General features: G+C 67.3%; 12 protein-coding genes and 1 pseudogene. 6 read left to right on the forward strand and 7 right to left on the reverse strand.

The genetic code is table 11. The annotated features are described in order from the left end of the window. Positions 1-22 precede the first annotated feature (22 nt). Genes AAHB16_RS16815 through AAHB16_RS16825 form a run of 3 tightly spaced genes read right to left on the reverse strand, consistent with a single transcriptional unit; the run spans position 23 to position 4737 of the window. Complete coding sequence (locus tag AAHB16_RS16815) at positions 23-655, reverse strand: chemotaxis protein CheB (RefSeq protein WP_150376246.1); 633 nt, start codon at positions 653-655, stop codon at positions 23-25. A 9-nt stretch (positions 656-664) separates the two neighbouring features. Beyond that, a complete protein-coding gene (locus tag AAHB16_RS16820; RefSeq protein ID WP_150376244.1) occupies positions 665-1519 on the reverse strand; it encodes a CheR family methyltransferase in 855 nt (284 codons plus the stop codon). 8 nt (positions 1520-1527) lie between these two features. Next, entirely contained in the window at positions 1528-4737 is a 3210-nt protein-coding gene (locus AAHB16_RS16825) for a response regulator (RefSeq protein ID WP_342051509.1), read from the reverse strand. A gap of 270 nt (positions 4738-5007) precedes the next feature. Between AAHB16_RS16825 and AAHB16_RS16830 the strand changes: the two genes are divergently transcribed. After that, positions 5008-6180 carry a GGDEF domain-containing protein gene (locus AAHB16_RS16830; RefSeq protein WP_150376240.1) on the forward strand — a complete coding sequence of 391 codons (1173 nt, stop codon included), beginning with the start codon at positions 5008-5010 and terminating at the stop codon, positions 6178-6180. 5 nt (positions 6181-6185) lie between these two features. Here AAHB16_RS16830 and AAHB16_RS16835 read toward each other — a convergent pair whose 3' ends face one another. Continuing rightward, positions 6186-6599 carry a hypothetical protein gene (locus tag AAHB16_RS16835; RefSeq protein ID WP_150376238.1) on the reverse strand — a complete coding sequence of 138 codons (414 nt, stop codon included), beginning with the start codon at positions 6597-6599 and terminating at the stop codon, positions 6186-6188. 298 nt (positions 6600-6897) lie between these two features. On the opposite strand from AAHB16_RS16835, the gene AAHB16_RS16840 reads away from it, so the two are divergent. From AAHB16_RS16840 to AAHB16_RS16850, 3 genes and pseudogenes are all read left to right on the forward strand, one after another. Then, the gene (locus tag AAHB16_RS16840; protein ID WP_150376236.1) at positions 6898-8346 is read left to right on the forward strand and encodes a catalase; all 1449 of its coding nucleotides are present in this window, start codon (positions 6898-6900) and stop codon (positions 8344-8346) included. Between the two features lie 103 nt (positions 8347-8449). Continuing rightward, on the forward strand, positions 8450-8971 hold the full coding sequence (locus AAHB16_RS16845) for an ankyrin repeat domain-containing protein (RefSeq protein ID WP_150376234.1): 522 nt from the start codon (positions 8450-8452) through the stop codon (positions 8969-8971). 94 nt (positions 8972-9065) lie between these two features. Further along, positions 9066-9815, forward strand: a pseudogene (locus AAHB16_RS16850) (YoaK family protein); the annotation flags it as partial. A 35-nt stretch (positions 9816-9850) separates the two neighbouring features. Here the strand turns inward: AAHB16_RS16850 and AAHB16_RS16855 are convergent. Together AAHB16_RS16855 and AAHB16_RS16860 are read right to left on the reverse strand one after the other, a co-directional pair. Then, complete coding sequence (locus AAHB16_RS16855) at positions 9851-10609, reverse strand: SDR family oxidoreductase (RefSeq protein WP_150376230.1); 759 nt, start codon at positions 10607-10609, stop codon at positions 9851-9853. A gap of 79 nt (positions 10610-10688) precedes the next feature. Then, entirely contained in the window at positions 10689-12575 is a 1887-nt protein-coding gene (locus AAHB16_RS16860; RefSeq protein ID WP_342051510.1) for a DUF4153 domain-containing protein, read from the reverse strand. Between the two features lie 212 nt (positions 12576-12787). On the opposite strand from AAHB16_RS16860, the gene AAHB16_RS16865 reads away from it, so the two are divergent. Together AAHB16_RS16865 and AAHB16_RS16870 are read left to right on the forward strand one after the other, a co-directional pair. Then, a complete protein-coding gene (locus AAHB16_RS16865; protein ID WP_342051511.1) occupies positions 12788-14248 on the forward strand; it encodes an MFS transporter in 1461 nt (486 codons plus the stop codon). 193 nt (positions 14249-14441) lie between these two features. Then, entirely contained in the window at positions 14442-15296 is an 855-nt protein-coding gene (locus tag AAHB16_RS16870) for an oxidoreductase (protein WP_150376224.1), read from the forward strand. A 12-nt stretch (positions 15297-15308) separates the two neighbouring features. Here AAHB16_RS16870 and AAHB16_RS16875 read toward each other — a convergent pair whose 3' ends face one another. Beyond that, positions 15309-16529 carry an MFS transporter gene (locus AAHB16_RS16875; protein ID WP_342051512.1) on the reverse strand — a complete coding sequence of 407 codons (1221 nt, stop codon included), beginning with the start codon at positions 16527-16529 and terminating at the stop codon, positions 15309-15311. Positions 16530-16531 lie beyond the last annotated feature (2 nt).

A 16531-nucleotide genomic window follows, 5' to 3' on the forward strand; every position in this document is an offset into this window, starting at 1 on the left:
CGTCTGTTGCTCTGTTACCGCTTCATTCGCTGAACTCGCGGCGCAATGCCTCGCCCATATCGGCCAATGGCAGGATACGATCGGCGGCGCCGCGCGCGATCGCGTGTTCGGGCATCGTCGCCACCGCCGCGCTCGCGGGGGACTGCACCCAGGTAATACCGCCGCCCGCGCGAATCGCGCTCAGCCCGCGGGCACCGTCGTCGTTGGCGCCGGACAGCAGGATGCCCAGCACGCGCTCGCGCCAGGCGACGGCGGCCGATTCGAACAGCACGTCGATGGACGGCCGCGAGAAGCGCACCGGCGGCTCGACCGACAGCGAGAACGATGCATCGTCGATCCCCGCCCGCTCGACCAGCAGATGGTAGTCCGACGGTGCCGTGTAGATATGTCGCGGCAGCACGGGCATCTTGTCCTCCGCCTCGCGCACCGGCAGCGCACAACGTTCGCCGAACACCTCGGGCAACAGGCTCGGCACATCGGGCCGGAGATGCACGACCACGATCACCGGCGGCGCGAAGTCCGCAGGCAATTGCGGCAGCAGCATGCCCAGCGCCTCGATGCCCCCCGCCGACGCACCGATCACGATCGCGGCCGGCCGCCTGCCGGCCACTGTCGTGGACCGCGCGGCGATGGGCGAAGGCTGGCGTGCGCTCATCGCTGTGCCTCAGACTTTGCGATACAGCCGTTCGCGCGCATCGACGGTCTCGAAGTCGCCCGCATGGGTGGTGAACTGCAGGCTCTCCTTGCTGCCGAGCCCAAGGAAACCGCGCCGCGCGAGCGCATCGCGGAACAGGCCGATCGCGCGATCCTGCAACGCGCGATCGAAGTAGATCAGCACATTGCGGCACGAGATCAGCTGCGCTTCCTGAAACACGCTGTCGGTGGCCAGGCTATGGTCCGCGAAGACCGACTGCCGGATCAGGTTGGCGCTGAACTTCGCCTTGCCGTACGCCGCGTGATAGTAGTCCGACAACGAACGGCGCCCGCCGGCCGCGAGGTAGTTCTCGCCGAACACGCGCAACCGGCCCGCATCGTAGACGCCCGCGCGCGCGGCGACAAGCGCTTCCGGGTTGATATCGGTGGCATAGAACACCGTGCGCTCGGCCAGGCCTTCTTCTTCGAAGAGGATCGCGAGCGACCACAGCTCCTCGCCGCTGCTGCAGCCGGCCACCCAGACGTTGACGGACGGATACGTCTGCAGCACGGGCACCACGTGTTCGCGAATCGCGCGGAAGTAGCTCGGGTCCCGGAACATCTCGCTGACCTGCACGGTGAGGTACTGCAGCAGCCGCGCGAACACCGCGCTGTCGCGCAGCATGCGGTCCTGCAGCTGCGACAGCGTGTCCAGTCCGAAGTCCTGCGTGGCCTGGCTCAACCGGCGCCGCAGCGACGCGCGCGCGTAGCTGCGGAAGTCGTGCTGGTACTTGCGGAAGATGGCTTCCAGCAACAGGTCCAGCTCGATCTCGAACGTCGCATCGGGCAGACGAATATCGCCGTCGGCATCTTCCGGCAGCGTCATCTGGGGTTTCAGCTTGCGTGTAGCCATACGCGGCAGAGGGAAAGAAGTTTATCGACGTCGATGGGCTTGGCGATGTAGTCGTTGGCGCCGGCCTGCAGGCAGGCCTCGCGGTCCGACGGCATGGCCTTGGCGGTCAGCGCGATGATCGGCAGCCGACCATGCTGCGGCATCGCGCGAATGGCGCGCATCGCGGTAATGCCGTCCATCTCCGGCATCATGATGTCCATCAACACGAGGTCGACATCGTCGTGCTCGGCGAGCTTGTCGAGCGCCTCGCGGCCGCTGCGCGCGATCTCCACGGTCGCGCCGAGCGGCTCCAGCACGCGGGACAGCGCGAAGATATTGCGCGCATCGTCCTCGGCCAGCAGCACCTTGCGCCCGTCGAACGCATCGTCGCGGCTGCGCGCGTCGCGCAGCATGCGCTGTTGCTCGGGCGGCAGCGCGGACTCGACACTATGCAGAAACAGCGTCACCTCGTCGAGCAATCGCTCCGGCGAGCGCGCGCCCTTGATGATGATCGACTTCGAATGCCGGCGCAGGCGCTGCTCGTCCTCGGCGGACAACTGGCGTCCCGTGTAGACGATGACCGGCGGCATGGCCTGTCCGCCGTTGCCGGCATCCGCCGCCATGCGGGCGAGCAGATCGTGGCCCGTGCCATCGGGCAGGGCCATGTCCATGACCACGCAGTCGAAGCGCTGGCCCGAAAGCGCGGCGACGCCCTCGGCGATGCTGTCCGCCGTGACGATCTCCACGTCGAGCGAGCGCAGCAGCGCGCGGATGCTCTCGCGCAGCACCGCATCGTCCTCCACCACGAGCACGCGCCGCATGCCCTGCACCATGCGGGCCTCGAGTCCGCGGATGGCGGCGGCCAGCTGGTCGCGGCCGCTCGGCTTGAACGTGTAGCCGATGGCGCCGCGATGGAGCGCGGCTTCCGCATGATCGCTCACCGAGATCAGGTGCGTCGGGATATGGCGCGTCGCGGGGTCGTGCTTGAGCCAGTCGAGCAGCGTCAGGCCCGATTGGTCCGGCAGCGCCACGTCGAGCAGGATCCCGCACGGCTGATGCTCGCGCGCCAGTTCCAGGCCCGCGCCGGACGTCGTTGCGTGAATGCAGTCGAAGTCCAGTTCGTGCGCGAGGTTGTACAGGATATTGGCAAACGCGATGTCGTCCTCGACCACGAGGATCAGGCGGCTGCCCCGCGACCGTTTCGCGCGATCGTCGGCGATCGGCGCGGGCCAATGGGGGGTGCCTGCCGGTGAGCCTGCCGGGGTGCCATTGACGTGCGCGGACCGCTCGGGGGCCGGCGCGCGCGACGGTGACGATGGCGGCGTGGCGGCCGGTGCGGCGGGTGCGGGCACCGCACGGGCGACCTGCGCCGCCTGCGGGAACGGTACGCCCGTCGTCACGAACCCCGCGCGCGCGGCCTCGTCGGCACCGAGTACGCGCGGCACCGTCAGCGAGAACACGCTGCCTTGCCCCGGTTCGCTGGCCACCGCGATCGACCCGCCGAGCAACCGCGTCAGCTCGCGCGAGATCGACAGCCCCAGCCCCGTGCCGCCGAAGCGCCGGCTCGTGGTGCCGTCCGCCTGCTGGAATGCCTCGAAGATGACCTGTTGCTTCTCGCGCGGAATACCGATCCCGGTGTCGCGTACCTCGAACCGGACCGCGTCGTCGCCCTGCGCGGCGATGGCAAGCGTCACGGCGCCCTGTTCGGTGAACTTGAACGCGTTGGACAGCAGGTTCTTGAGCACCTGCTGCAGGCGCTGGCCGTCTGTGACGATCGCCGGCGGCGTGCCCGGCATCACCTCCACGCGCATGGCCAGGCGTTTCTGCGTGGCCACGGGCTGGAACATCTGCTCGAGCGTGCGCGCGAACGTCTCGACGTCGACCGGTTCCGGCTCGATGGTCAGGTGGCCGGCCTCGATCTTCGACAGGTCGAGAATGTCGTTGATCAGGTTCAGCAGGTCGGTGTTGGCCGCATGGATCGTCGCGGCATAACGCACCTGCTCTTCATTGAGCGTGCCGGGCTTGTTCTCCTGCAGCAGCTTGGCAAGAATCAGCGCGCTGTTCAGCGGCGTGCGCAGCTCGTGCGACATATTGGCGAGGAACTCGCTCTTGTACTGGTTCGAGCGTTCGAGCGCGCGCGCGTTGGCGGCCAGTTCCGCCTGGAACGCGAGCATCTCGCGTTTTTGCGTTTCCAGCCGCTGCGCGTGTTCCTCGAGCTGGACATTGGTCTGCTCGAGCTCGGCCTGCTGCGACTCGAGACGCGCCTGCGATTCCATGAGCGCGCGGCCGCGCTCCTCGAGTTCCTCGTTGGAGACGCGCAACTCTTCCTGCTGAACCTGCATTTCCTCGCTTTGGCGCTGCGTCTCGGTAAGCAGGGCCTCCAGCCGGTGCCGGTAGAGCGCGGCGCGCAGCAGCATGCCGATCGGCTCGCCGATGCGTTCAAACAGTTCGACCACGTCCGCGGTCTCGCGCTGCGTGCCGACAAAGCCAAGCTCGACCACGCCGACGGTCTCGCCTTCCGCGGTCAGCGGCGCGGCAACGATCTCGCCCGCGCCGGTGCGGCCCAGCGCCGACGACACGGGCAGATAGTCGGCGGGCAGCCCGCCGATGGCGATCACCCTGCCTTCGGCCGCCGCCTGACCCGCGATGGTCTGCCCCGACACCAGCACCTCGGGTGTCGATTGCGGCAAGGCCCAGCCCGCGAGCCGCCGCAGCGTGCCGCCTTCGCACTCGTAGACGGCGCCGACATGCGCGCCCAGCGTCTGCGCCAGCGCGCGCACCAGCGCATCGCCCACATTGCCGGCCGACTGCGGGTTGCGCACGGCCTGGTGGATCCGGACCTGCGACTGGTGCAGCCAGGCGCTCCGTTGCACCGCCAGCCGCGAGACGGTATAGCGATAGATCACCACCGCGAGGAACCAGATGACCGCGAAGCCAAAGCTGCGGTTGACGATGGCAACGATGGGGCTGGCCCCCGGCGGCGACAGGTAATAGCCCGCCACGAGCAGGATCGACGTGCTGGCGGCGGTCAGCAACGGCAGGCGCGGGCTGTCCGAGAACAGTGCCAGGCAGACCGGCACGAGGTAGAACAGCCATGCAGTGACGCCCAGCGGCGTCAGGGCGTCCGCGACGAACACAACCGCGAGTGCGACGGGCACCACGATCGTGCCAATCAGGAAACGTTGAAACGAGGTTTGTAGCAAACCGGTCATGAAGGTCGACGGAAGTGGTCGGGCGTCCGGACCGTTTGCCAGAGGCGGTGGGCAGGCGGCGAGCCGGGCGCAAGGCGCTCCATCCTACCGCGCGTGTCCGCGCCTGGCTGTCGGTGTACCGCCGACAATTGATGCGGTGCGGCGGCGTTCCGGGGCACTGGCCGGGGTCCCGGGCACGGCATCGAACCGCCCGATACCCCCCCTTCGGGCGCGCGGAATTTTCCACCCGGTCTGGCAGAATGCCGGCAGATGACGCAACCGTACTCGCCCATGTTCCTGTCACCCCGGGTCTATTCGTCCCCGCGGTGGCGCCCAATTCGCTGGATTGCGGATCCGGGCCGCGACGTCACGCCTGAAATCCGCGAAGCGCTGGTCGGCAGCCTGTTCGGCACGCTGTCCATCTTCTATGGCGGCATGCTCAACACCGTGCTGGTGGCGGTCGTCATCACGCTGCATATGCGTACCGCGCCGTTCTATGGGTGGCTGGGCATCGAGGTGGCGATCTGCGTCGCGCGCATCGTCGTGATGACCATCGCGCGCCGCGCGGGCCTGGCAAGGCAGCCCACGCCCACCGATATCCATATCGCGCTCGCGCTGGCGTGGGCAGGCAGCGTGGGCCTCGGCACGTACTTCTGCGTCACGCGGGGCGACTGGCTCTCCGCCGCGATGGCATGCCTCTCCGCGGCGGCAATGTGCGGCGGCATCTGCTTCCGCAACTACGGCGCGCCGCGCATGACCACGCTGATGATCCTGCTGAGCCTGGGGCCGACCTGCGTGGGGGCGATCGTCGTCGGCGAGCCGCTGTTCCTGCTGACGCTGCTGCAGTTGCCGGTGTATGTCGTCAGCATGTCGAGCGCGTCGTTCCGCATGAACGCGATGGTCGTGGCCACGATGCGTTCGGAACGCGAAAACGCGCATCGCGCGCGGCACGACTCGCTGACGGGGCTGCTCAACCGCGCGAGCCTGATCGCCGAGATCCGCGAGGCGAGCGCCGCGCGCATGGCCGCGGGGCGCTACCTGACACTGCTCTATCTCGATCTGGACGGTTTCAAGCCGGTCAACGACTCGTACGGCCACGGCTGCGGCGACGAACTGCTCGTACGCGTGGGCGCCCGGCTGCGCGACGCGGTGCCGGGGCGCGGCCAGGTCTACCGGATCGGCGGCGACGAGTTCGTGATCATGCTGCGTAACGAAAGCCGCGAGAGCGTGCAGGCGCTGGCGCAGCAGTTGCTGAGAGAGATCGGCGAAGGGTACGAGCTATCCGGAGGATTGCAGGTACGGCTCGGCGTGAGCATCGGCATCGCGCACGTCCGGCCCGAGGGCCAGAACGCCGACGCCATTCTCAATATGGCCGACCGGGCGCTGTATATGGCCAAGGCGCAGGGCAAGGGACGCTACGAATTCGCGGCGGCCGAGCACGAGACCGCGGCCGGCAGCCATTGATCCGGTTACTCGTCAACGGGGCGCGGAGGTGGGACGGCGTCCTCCTCCGTCGGCAACATCCCCATCAGATGCGCGTTGAGCCGCGACAGTTCCTGCGCGATATTGCCGGGAAACCCCTGCCGGTCGCCGCGCCGGTCGATCAGCAGATCCGCCAGATAGGCCAGCAGCGCGGCCTCGTTCGTGGCCAGCACCGCCAGCTGGTTCGCAATGCGCGGGTATCCATGGAACAGCTCGAGCGGCCGCGCCAGCGGCGGCAGTTCGCGCAGCCACCGCAGTGCGCCGGCCGAAAGCTTCTGCGGGACCATCGTCTGCGGGTCGCGCAATTCGGTCCAGTCCGCGCCTTCGCGCTTGCGCGGTTCCCCGTCGAGGATCCGCCTGGCTTCGGCGACACTCACAAACTCGAAAGAAATCGGTTCCATGCCGCCATTCTATCGGCCATCGCGTCATAAAACGCCGAACGCTTGTTGCGCCGATGCCACCGTGCGAATTCGAAACCTTAACGGAGATTTACGGATTGGCAGAAAGACGGCGGCGGCCGCTATCGAAACAATTGAACAATTCGATATGACGCCGCGGCGGCCTTCTGCCATAGTGCATTCGAACTTCACCGGGAACGCAGGGGTCCCGGAACCCGCCGCGGGGCCACCCCCCGTGGTGTTCCACAACGACAAGGCATGACTCACCGATGGCATGCCAGCCCGCATCAAGGATATCGTCATGAGCAAATTGACCACCGCCTTCGGCGCACCCGTACCCGATAACCAGAACATCCAGACCGCCGGCCCCCGTGGCCCCGCGCTGCTGCAGGACGTCTGGTTCCTCGAAAAGATGGCGCACTTCGACCGCGAGGTGATTCCCGAGCGGCGCATGCACGCCAAGGGCGCGGGCGCTTTCGGCACGTTCACCGTCACGCATGACATCACGAAGTACACCCGCGCCAAGCTGTTTTCGGAAGTGGGCAAGAAGACCGAGCTGTTCGTGCGCTTCTCGAGCGTGGCTGGCGAGCGTGGCGCGGCCGATGCGGAACGCGATATCCGCGGCTTCGCGGTGAAGTTCTATACCGAGGAAGGCAACTGGGATCTGGTCGGCAACAACACGCCCGTGTTCTTTATCAAGGACCCGCTGAAGTTCCCGGACCTGAATCACGTGGTCAAGCGCGATCCGCGCACCGGCCTGCGCAGCGCCGAAAGCAACTGGGACTGGTGGACGCAGTCGCCGGAGTCGTTCCACCAGGTGACGTACGTGATGGGCGATCGCGGCATTCCGCGTTCGTTCCGCCATATGCACGGCTTTGGCAGCCACACGTACAGCTTTATCAGCGCGCAGCAGGAACGTTTCTGGGTGAAGTTCCACTTCGTCTCGCAGCAGGGCATCGAGAACCTGACCGACGCGGAAGCCGCCGAGGTGGTGGGCCGCGACCGCGAGTCGAACCAGCGCGATCTGTACGAAGCCATCGAACGCCGTGAATTCCCGAGCTGGAAGCTGTTCGTGCAGATCATGCCCGAGAAGGAGGCCGGTTCCTATCGCATCAACCCGTTCGACCTGACCAAGGTGTGGCCGCACAAGGACTATCCGCTGATCGAAGTCGGCGTGATGGAACTGAACCGCAACCCGGAAAACTTCTTCGCCGATGTCGAACAGGCCGCGTTCGCGCCGTCCACCATCGTGCCGGGTATCGGCTTCTCGCCCGACAAGATGCTGCAGGGCCGTCTGTTCTCGTACGGCGATGCGGCACGCTACCGCCTGACCGTCAATCACTTCCAGATTCCGGTCAACGCGCCGCGCGCGGCCAAGAACGTGAACTTCTACCATCGCGATGGCGTAATGCGCGTGGATGGCAACTTCGGCGGCCGCATCGGCTACGAGCCGAACACGCGTGGCGAATGGCAGGAGCAGGCCGACTTCCGCGAGCCGCCGCTGTCGCTGGAAGGCGCCGCCGACCACTGGAACCATCGCGTGGACGACGACTACTTCTCGCAGCCTGGCGACCTGTTCCGCCTGATGCCGCCCGATGCGCAACAGCGCCTGTTCGAGAATACCGCGCGCGCGATGGCCGGTGTCTCGCGGCCGATCAAGGACCTGCACATCAAGCACTGCACGCAGGCCGATCCGGCCTACGGTGCCGGCGTGGCCGCGGCCATCGAGGCGTTCGACGCGAAGAAGTAACACGAAGAAGCAAGACGAAAAAGTAAGACGAAAAAGCAAGCTGTTCGCGCTGTGCCCCACTCCCCCTCGGGGGGAGCGGGGCCATCCTTCAGGAATACCGATCATGAGTGACGCACAACAATCGCCGGCACCGGGCGACGAGGAACGGCTGCTCGAAGCCATGCAGGAAGTGTTCACGCTGGCGCGCAGTGGGGACGGCGAGAGCCTCGCGGCACTGATCGAGCGTGGCCTGCCGCCCAACCTGCGCAACGAGAAGGGCGACAGCCTGCTGATGCTGGCCAGCTATTACGGTCACGCGGACGCCGTGCGCGCGCTGCTCGACCATGGCGCCAATCCGGACCTGCGCAACGAGGCCGGCCAGACGCCGCTGGCGGGCGCGGCCTTCAAGGGCTTTCGCGATATCGTCGAACTGCTCCTGACGCATGGCGCCGATGTCGAGGGCGCGTCGCCCGACGGCCGCACGGCGCTGATGACCGCGGCAATGTTCAACCGTACCGAGATCGTCGAACTGCTGATCGCCCACGGCGCCAACCCCGACGCCCGCGACAGCCGCGGCATGACGGCGGCGGACGCGGCGGCCTTCATGGCAGGCCGCGGTGGCGTCCAGCTGGGGCCGCTGCACTGACGCGGTGACGGCGCGACACGTTCAGGCGTCGCGTCTTTACACAACCTCGCAAAAATGCCATCGTGCATCGTCCCGCCGACTTGAGGGGTTGGTCATGCCGATACATTACCTTCGCGGACTTTCCGCCCGCGAACGCTCGCCGAGTGCGAACCAGCACCTGGGCCTGCTGCTGGCGTTCGTCGCAGGCGCGACCAATGCCGGGGGCTTCCTGGCCGTGCAGCAGTACACATCCCATATGACGGGCATCGTCTCGCATATCGCGGACGAACTCGCCCTGGGCGAGCTGGTCGCGGTCTCGGCCGGCATCGGCGCCGTGGTGTGCTTTCTGGTCGGGGCCTCGGCCTGCGCGGTGCTCGTCAACTGGGCACGGCGCCAGCATCTGCGCAGCGAATTCGCCGCGCCGCTGATGCTCGAGTCGCTGCTGCTGCTCTGCTTCGGCCTGCTCGGGCATGCCTTCGTCGGCCACAACTGGATGTTCGTGCCGGCCACGGTGGCCGTGCTCTGCTTCATCATGGGCCTGCAGAACGCGCTGGTCACGAAGGTCTCGCGTGCGGAAATCCGCACCACGCACGTCACGGGCATCGTGACGGACCTTGGCATCGAACTCGGCAAGCTCTTCTACTGGAACGTGGATGCCAATGGCGAAAAGGTTCTGGCCAACCGCGCGCGATTACGGCTGCTGGGTTCGCTGCTGGCCATGTTCTTCCTCGGCGGCGTGCTGGGCGCGCTCGGGTTCAAGCACGTAGGGTTCGCCGCCACGGTGCCGCTCGCGCTGCTCGTGTTCCTGCTCGCGGCGGTGCCGGTTTGCGACGACCTGCTGGACCGGCTGGCCGATCGCCAGCGCTGATCGGCCTCCACCCTTCTCAACCGCGGGCGGCCTTATCCGCGCCCGACAAAGGGCATCTTCGTGGCCATCACGGTCATGAACTGGACGTTGGTCTCGAGCGGCAGGTTGGCCATATGCACCACGGCATTGGCCACATGCGCGACATCCATCAGCGGCTCGGGGCGAATCTCGCCGTTGGCCTGCGGCACACCGCGCGCCATGCGCGAGGCGAGATCGGTCCCCGCATTGCCGATATCGATCTGCCCGCACGCGATGTCGAAGGCACGCCCATCGAGCGAGAGCGCCTTGGTCAAACCCGTGATCGCGTGCTTGGTCGACGTGTACGGCGCCGTGTTGGGCCGCGGCGCGTGAGCGGAAATCGATCCGTTGTTGATGATGCGGCCGCCGCGCGGGTCCTGCGACTTCATCAGCGCGAACGCGGCGCGCGCGCACAGGAACGAACCCGTCAGGTTGATATCGACCACCGCCTTCCATTGCGCGACGGTCAGTTCGTCGATGGGGATGCCCGGCGCGTTGATGCCCGCGTTGTTGAACAACAGGTCCAGTCGCCCGTAGGTCTCGCGGATCCGCGCGAACAGCTGGTCCACCGAAGCCTCGTCGGCAACGTCGCATTGCACGGCCAGCGCATCGTGCCCCGCCGCGCGGGCTTCCGCCGCGACCGCCTCGACGGTTTCCGCGGTGCGGCCCGCGAATACCACGCGGTAACCCGCCTCGGCCAGCGCCAGCGCCGTTGCCTTGCCAATGCCCCGGGCCGCGCCCGTGACCAGTGCCACCTTTCCTGCCTGTGCCATGCCTATGTCTCCTGTTGCGGATGCCAAGTTGTCCTGTGTCGGTAATACGGTGTCCGATACGGAAATGCCGTGCCGGTGATTATCCGCCAGTGGACGTCGAAGGGGCCGACGCCGGCGCGGCCGCTTCCGACGGCGACGCATCGAGCAGTGCCGAGGGCCGGGGCACCGGCATATGGCACGGCGGCGGGCCGGACTCGGCCGGCAGCAGCCGGACGACCTGATCGCCCATGTCGATCTGCGGGAGGGCCTGCGGCACCTGCGCGTACGTCCCCCTCGCCATGCTCTCGCGCACGGCATCCGCGCATTCCGCGCGCACCTGGAACCGCGCGGCGCGGCGCCATATGCCGTCTGCCTCCCGCGCGAACACCTGCGCGTCCTGCCGGTTGACCTCCATCAGCACCACGTTGCCGCCGCTGCCGGGCAGGAAATCCACCACGAAGGCGTCGCAGCGCTTCGTCCGCGCCATGAGGCAGCCCGGCAGAAACTGCCGCGCGGCGGCATCGCCCCATGCATTGTCGAAAAAGGACGCCGGCACGGGACGCCCGGGCGTGCGCTGGTCGATCAGGCTGGCAATCGCCTTCGCGTCGGGCAGCTCGCCCGACGCGGGCGGACGGGTCGCGCTGGCGGCATGCCGCCGGATCGCCTCGGCGTTCGGGCCACCGCCCTCCGCGACCAGCCGGGCCAGTGCCTCGCGGCCATAGCGCCCGGCATGCGCTTTCAGGTAGTGGAAGTCGAATTTGTCGGGCGCGATGCGGCCGGCCTCCAGCCGCGCGACCTGACTCTTGACCGACAGCCGCGCGGGATCCGCCACGGGCGTGTAGAGCGCGACGAGTACCACGACCGTGAGGCACGCGGTCAGCACGTTGGTGGAGGCGATACGGAGCATGCCGGCATTGCGTTCGAGCGCGGCCCACGCATAGCCGACCGCATAGCAGCCGGCCAGCAGCAATGCCGCGGCGGTCAGCACGCGGCGCTCGGTCAGGCCGTACTGCTGGATGCGCAGGAACAGGGCATAGCCCGCGATGCACACGAGCGGGACGAGGATCAGGCAGGCAGCCGACGTCGCGAGCCGCAGCACGCGCGGCACCGGCCCTTCGGCAAGGCCGCTCTTGTACACCGCATTGATCAGCACGACGAGCAGCGCCGCGGCGCCCAGCAGCAGCGTCGCCGCCGAGCGCGTGGCCCACAGCGGCGCCAGCCCCCTGACCGCGAGCGTCACCAGGAAGCCCAGCAGCAGCGCCACCAGCAGCGGCAGCACCCAGGACAGCAGCGTGAGCACGAGGGTCCGTACGCCGCGCACGAATTCGTCGCGCACATCGGTAATGTGCAGGCCCGCCGCGAACGCCATGGTCAGCACGGGAATGTTGAACCACGCCTGTCGCAGCAGGGTTTCGAGAAAGCGCAGGCCGAGCAACTCGAACAGTTCGGCGCCGATCCACAGCACGAGGTACAGCACCGCCGCGAACAGGGCCGCGAGGTGGCCCTGGATACCGATCTTCCAGCCGATGCGGAAATAGGCCGGATAGGGCGCGAGATAGGTCCCCGCGGTATCGGCGGCCACCACGATCGCATAGGCGATGAACATGATCGTGGCCGCGATAAATGCCACGTGCGTGGACGGATAGCGCGCGCGGGCCAGTTCCACGCCGGCCGGATCGATATGGCGCCAGGCATCGTGAAAACCGAGCATGGCCACCACGGCCGCCAGCAGCACGCACCAGAAAACGAGGCGCGGCGCGCGCAGCTGCGAGAAACCGAGAATCGCGACGGGCGGAATCATCAGCGCCGCCAGCAGCATCGGAGCGAAAACATAATCGCGCGCGAGCGCGGAATGATCCTGCGCGGCGCGGTACAGCGAGTACAGAAGAATCCCTTGCCCGGCGCCGACCAGCACGCGCCCCAGAAACAATGCCCTCTCCCGTTGTCTTGCCTCCCTGGTGGCCGACCCCGCCATCATCATGTGCATGGACTTTCCTGTTATTCGGATATCTGTCGGAAATGCCACGCCATGATAATTCAGATCACTTTACGGCAATGGACATCCCAAGGTGTGATGTAAAAACGTCAACGATCCGCAGGCGATAAACATATAACGACAAACCATTTTGTTGTCCCGCCATGTCCGCGTAGCATGCGGCGCTTCGCCAGACAGGGAAAACCTGCCCTCATCACCATCACATGTCAGTCGATCTCGCCCTCCCTCCGGGCACCGCGGCCAATGCCGCCGCATCCTCCAGCAGCAAGGCCACCATCCGTTCCGCCGCCGACGTGGCACGGCTCGTCAACGAAGGCGGCGCCAAGGTCAGCAATGCCCGCATGGTCGTGGCCATCGCGCTGGGCGGGGTGTTCCTGGACGCCTATGACCTCGGCGCGCTGGCCTTCGGCCTCAAGGATGTCGCGAAGGAATTCAACCTGACGCCGGCCGGCACCGGCATGGTCGCCTCCGCCATCACATTCGGCGCGATCGTCGGCGCGTTCCTCGGCGGCTACTTCACCGACCGCATCGGCCGCTACCGCGTGTTCATGGCCGACATGCTGTTCTTCGTGGTTGCGGCCATCGCGTGCGCGCTGGCCCCGAACGAGTACGTGCTGGCGGGCGCCCGTTTCGTGATGGGCCTCGGCGTCGGCATCGACCTGCCCGTGGCCATGGCGTTCCTGGCCGAGTTCTCCAAGCTGCAGGGCAAGGGCAACAAGGCCGCGCGGGTGGCCATGTGGTGCCCCACCTGGTATGCGGCCATTTGCGTGTCCTATCTGCTCGTGCTGCTCTGCTATGCGGCACTGCCCGAAGGACATGGCGGCCTGCTGTGGCGCATCATCCTCGGCTTCGGCGCGGTCCCCGCGCTGGTCATCATCGCCGTGCGCAGCCGCTATATGAGCGAATCGCCGGTATGGGCGGCCAATCAGGGCGACCTCAAGAGTGCCGCGGCCATCCTCAAGCGGTCCTACGGCATCGATGCCGTGGTCGCGCCCGACGCGGTAGCCGCGCCGGCCAAACGCAAGGCCGCGTGGAGCAACTACGCGGTATTGCTCAAGGGCGTCTACGCCCGCCGCACGGCGCTGGCCACGATCATGTCGATTGCCTCGTCGTTCGCCTACAACGCGGTGGCCTTCGGCCTCCCGGTCATCATTGCGAGCTTCCTCGCACAGTCGATGCTGACCACGATCCTGGTCTCGCTGGCGCTGAACCTGCTGTTCGCGTTCGTCGGCGGCCTTATCGGCGTGCACCTCGTGCCGAAGACCGGCGCGTGGAAGCTGACCACGGTCGGTTACGCGTTCCAGCTGGCCGCGCTGATCGGGCTGGCCATCATCGGGAAGCCGCACGGCGGCGGCGAGGTAGTGGCGGCGATCGGCTGCCTGGCGGTATTCCTGCTCGGCCAGGGCTTCGGTCCCGGCGCGCATACGATGACCTACGCGTCGCTGAGCTACCCGACCTCGCTGCGCGGCGTGGGCGTGGGCCTGAACCAGACGCTGATGCGCGCCAGCTCCACGGTGTCGCTGTTCCTGTTCCCGGTGCTTGCCGCCGCCCTGAGCACCAAGGTGTTCTGGGTCATCGCGCTGGCGCCGCTGGCCGGCTTGCTCTCGCTGCTGGCCATCCGCTGGGAGCCCGCGAACTACGACGTGGACGCGGAAGACTTCTGATCGTCGCCACCGCAAGCACCACAGAGGCCCGGATATTCCGGGCCTTTTTGTTGCCATGATTCACAACCATCTGTTGTGATTCATCCAATTCAAACCACCATTGTTTGTGGATCGACCGCTGCCTACCATTGCTGTCAACGGTGACCGACACCTCGGCACCGACCCTCAACGAACAAAGCAAAGGAGTTGGATCATGGCGCAATCGAACAACGCAAAAGTCTGGTTTGTGACCGGTGCCTCGCGCGGCTTTGGCGCGCTGATCGTGCGCGATGCGCTGGCACGTGGCGATCGGGTGGTCGCCACGGCGCGCAATCCGCGGCAGATCATCGACGCGCTGGGCGAGCATCCGAACCTGCTGGCGGTAAAGCTCGACGTGACCGACGAGGCTGAAGCAGCGGCGGCGGTCGGGCAAGGCGTGGCCCGCTTCGGCCGGATCGACGTGCTCGTGAACAACGCCGGCTTCGGCGTGCTGGGCGCGGTGGAGGAAACCAGCCTCGCCGAAGCGCGCCGGCTGTTCGAGACCAACGTGTTCGGCGTGCTGGCCGTCTCGCGCGCGGTGCTGCCGCAGATGCGCCGCCAGCGGAGCGGCCATGTCATCAATATCTCGTCGCTGGGCGGCTACGGCGCGTACTTCGGCTGGGGCGTGTACGGCTCGACCAAGTTCGCCGTGGAAGGCATCACCGAGGCGATGTCGCAGGAACTGACGCCGCTGGGCATCCGCGTGACGGTGGTCGAGCCCGGCTTCTTCCGCACGGACTTCCTCAACGACAACTCGCTGGTCTCCACCGTCGAGCGCATCGGAGACTATGCGGAGACCGTCGGCAAGATGCGCGACGTTGCCGCCGATCTCAACCACAAGCAGCCCGGCGATCCGCGAAAGCTCTCGAAGGCGATTCTGCAGCTGGCCGACGCCGACACCCCGCCGCTGCGCCTGCCGCTCGGCACCGACGCGATCGCGCGTATCGAGCAGAAGCACGCTTACGTCGAGCGCGAGCTGGCCCAGTGGCGCGAACTGTCGGCCTCGACCGACCACGCCGAAGCCGCCTGACGCAGGCGGCGGCTAGCGTTTGCCGCCGGCCAGCCGCACGGCGTCGGGATGGTTTCGCAGCCGCCACATCGCGATGCATCCCAGCGCCGGCCCGATCGCCAGCATCCCGAACCCGCCGCGCCAGCCCAGCGCGGCGACGATATCGGGAACAAGATGGATGCTCACAAGCGTGAGCAGGAAGCCCGCGCAGGTCTGCGCGGTCAGCAGCGTCCCCACCGATGTGGGTTCGGCCAGCTCCGTGACGCTGGCCGAGAACTGCGCGGAATCGGCAATCACGGAGACACCCCAGACCAGCGCGACGATCACGAGCACCGCGATCGGTGCCTGTGCAAGCCATCCCATCGCCGCCGCGCAGCAGGCGCTGGTCGCCATCGCGCCGATGGTGACGGCCGTGCGGCCCACGCGGTCCGCAAGCCAGCCGCCGAACCAGGCACCCACGGCGCCCACCGCGATCACGATGAACGTCAGCCACTCCGCCTGCAGCCGCGCATCGGGCATGCCGCGCGCGCTGAAGGTCTGCTGCAGGAACAGCGCGAGCCACGCCCACATCGCGTAGAGCTCCCACATGTGCCCGAGGTAGCCGAGGTTCGCTAGCCGGAGCGACGGCTGCCGCCACGCCTGCGCCATCTTCGCGACGTCGATGCGCGTGGCGCGCCGGATATTGGGACCGATGCCCGCAAACGCGATCAGAACCGCCGCCACCGCCGCGCATCCTGCCGCGATGCCGTAGATCGTGCGCCATTCGAGGCCACCGGTCGCCGCCAGCAGATGGGGACTCGCGGAGCCGAGCGTCAGCGCGCCGACCAGCAGGCCGATCAGCAAACCGAGGTCGCCGCGCGCCCACGTGGCCGCAAGCCGCATGCCCACCGGATAGACGCCCGCCATGCACATGCCGGTCAGGCAGCGCAGCAAGACGACGATGGGGCCCGTGGGAGGGAGGAACGCGAGCAAGCCCGTGGCCAGCGCCGCAATCAGCGCGGATGCCGCGAACAGCCGCCGCAGGTCATAGCGGTCCGGCAGCGACAGCAGGGCCGAGCCGATCGTGCCGATCACGAAGCCGAACTGCACGGCACTCGTCAGCAGTGCTTCGTCGAACGCGGCGATCGCATGCGTGTGCTTGATCACGGCCACGACCGAGCTCGACGAGAACCAGACGCCCATCGCCGCCACCTGCGACACGAGCAGAATGACGAGCGAGGCAAACTTGCCACGCATCGTGTGGCTATCGATCACGC

Source organism: Cupriavidus sp. OTU4054, assembly GCF_038440175.1.
Classification (GTDB): domain Bacteria; phylum Pseudomonadota; class Gammaproteobacteria; order Burkholderiales; family Burkholderiaceae; genus Cupriavidus; species Cupriavidus pauculus_D.

What these genes read in the sequence shown, in the direction of transcription:
- AAHB16_RS16815 (WP_150376246.1), bottom strand. Translation starts at nt 655, where the DNA reads ATGAGCGCACGCCAGCCTTCGCCCATCGCCGCGCGGTCCACGACAGTG.
- AAHB16_RS16820 (WP_150376244.1), bottom strand. Translation starts at nt 1,519, where the DNA reads ATGACGCTGCCGGAAGATGCCGACGGCGATATTCGTCTGCCCGATGCG.
- AAHB16_RS16825 (WP_342051509.1), bottom strand. Translation starts at nt 4,737, where the DNA reads ATGACCGGTTTGCTACAAACCTCGTTTCAACGTTTCCTGATTGGCACG.
- AAHB16_RS16830 (WP_150376240.1), top strand. Translation starts at nt 5,008, where the DNA reads ATGTTCCTGTCACCCCGGGTCTATTCGTCCCCGCGGTGGCGCCCAATT.
- AAHB16_RS16835 (WP_150376238.1), bottom strand. Translation starts at nt 6,599, where the DNA reads ATGGAACCGATTTCTTTCGAGTTTGTGAGTGTCGCCGAAGCCAGGCGG.
- AAHB16_RS16840 (WP_150376236.1), top strand. Translation starts at nt 6,898, where the DNA reads ATGAGCAAATTGACCACCGCCTTCGGCGCACCCGTACCCGATAACCAG.
- AAHB16_RS16845 (WP_150376234.1), top strand. Translation starts at nt 8,450, where the DNA reads ATGAGTGACGCACAACAATCGCCGGCACCGGGCGACGAGGAACGGCTG.
- AAHB16_RS16855 (WP_150376230.1), bottom strand. Translation starts at nt 10,609, where the DNA reads ATGGCACAGGCAGGAAAGGTGGCACTGGTCACGGGCGCGGCCCGGGGC.
- AAHB16_RS16860 (WP_342051510.1), bottom strand. Translation starts at nt 12,575, where the DNA reads ATGCACATGATGATGGCGGGGTCGGCCACCAGGGAGGCAAGACAACGG.
- AAHB16_RS16865 (WP_342051511.1), top strand. Translation starts at nt 12,788, where the DNA reads ATGTCAGTCGATCTCGCCCTCCCTCCGGGCACCGCGGCCAATGCCGCC.
- AAHB16_RS16870 (WP_150376224.1), top strand. Translation starts at nt 14,442, where the DNA reads ATGGCGCAATCGAACAACGCAAAAGTCTGGTTTGTGACCGGTGCCTCG.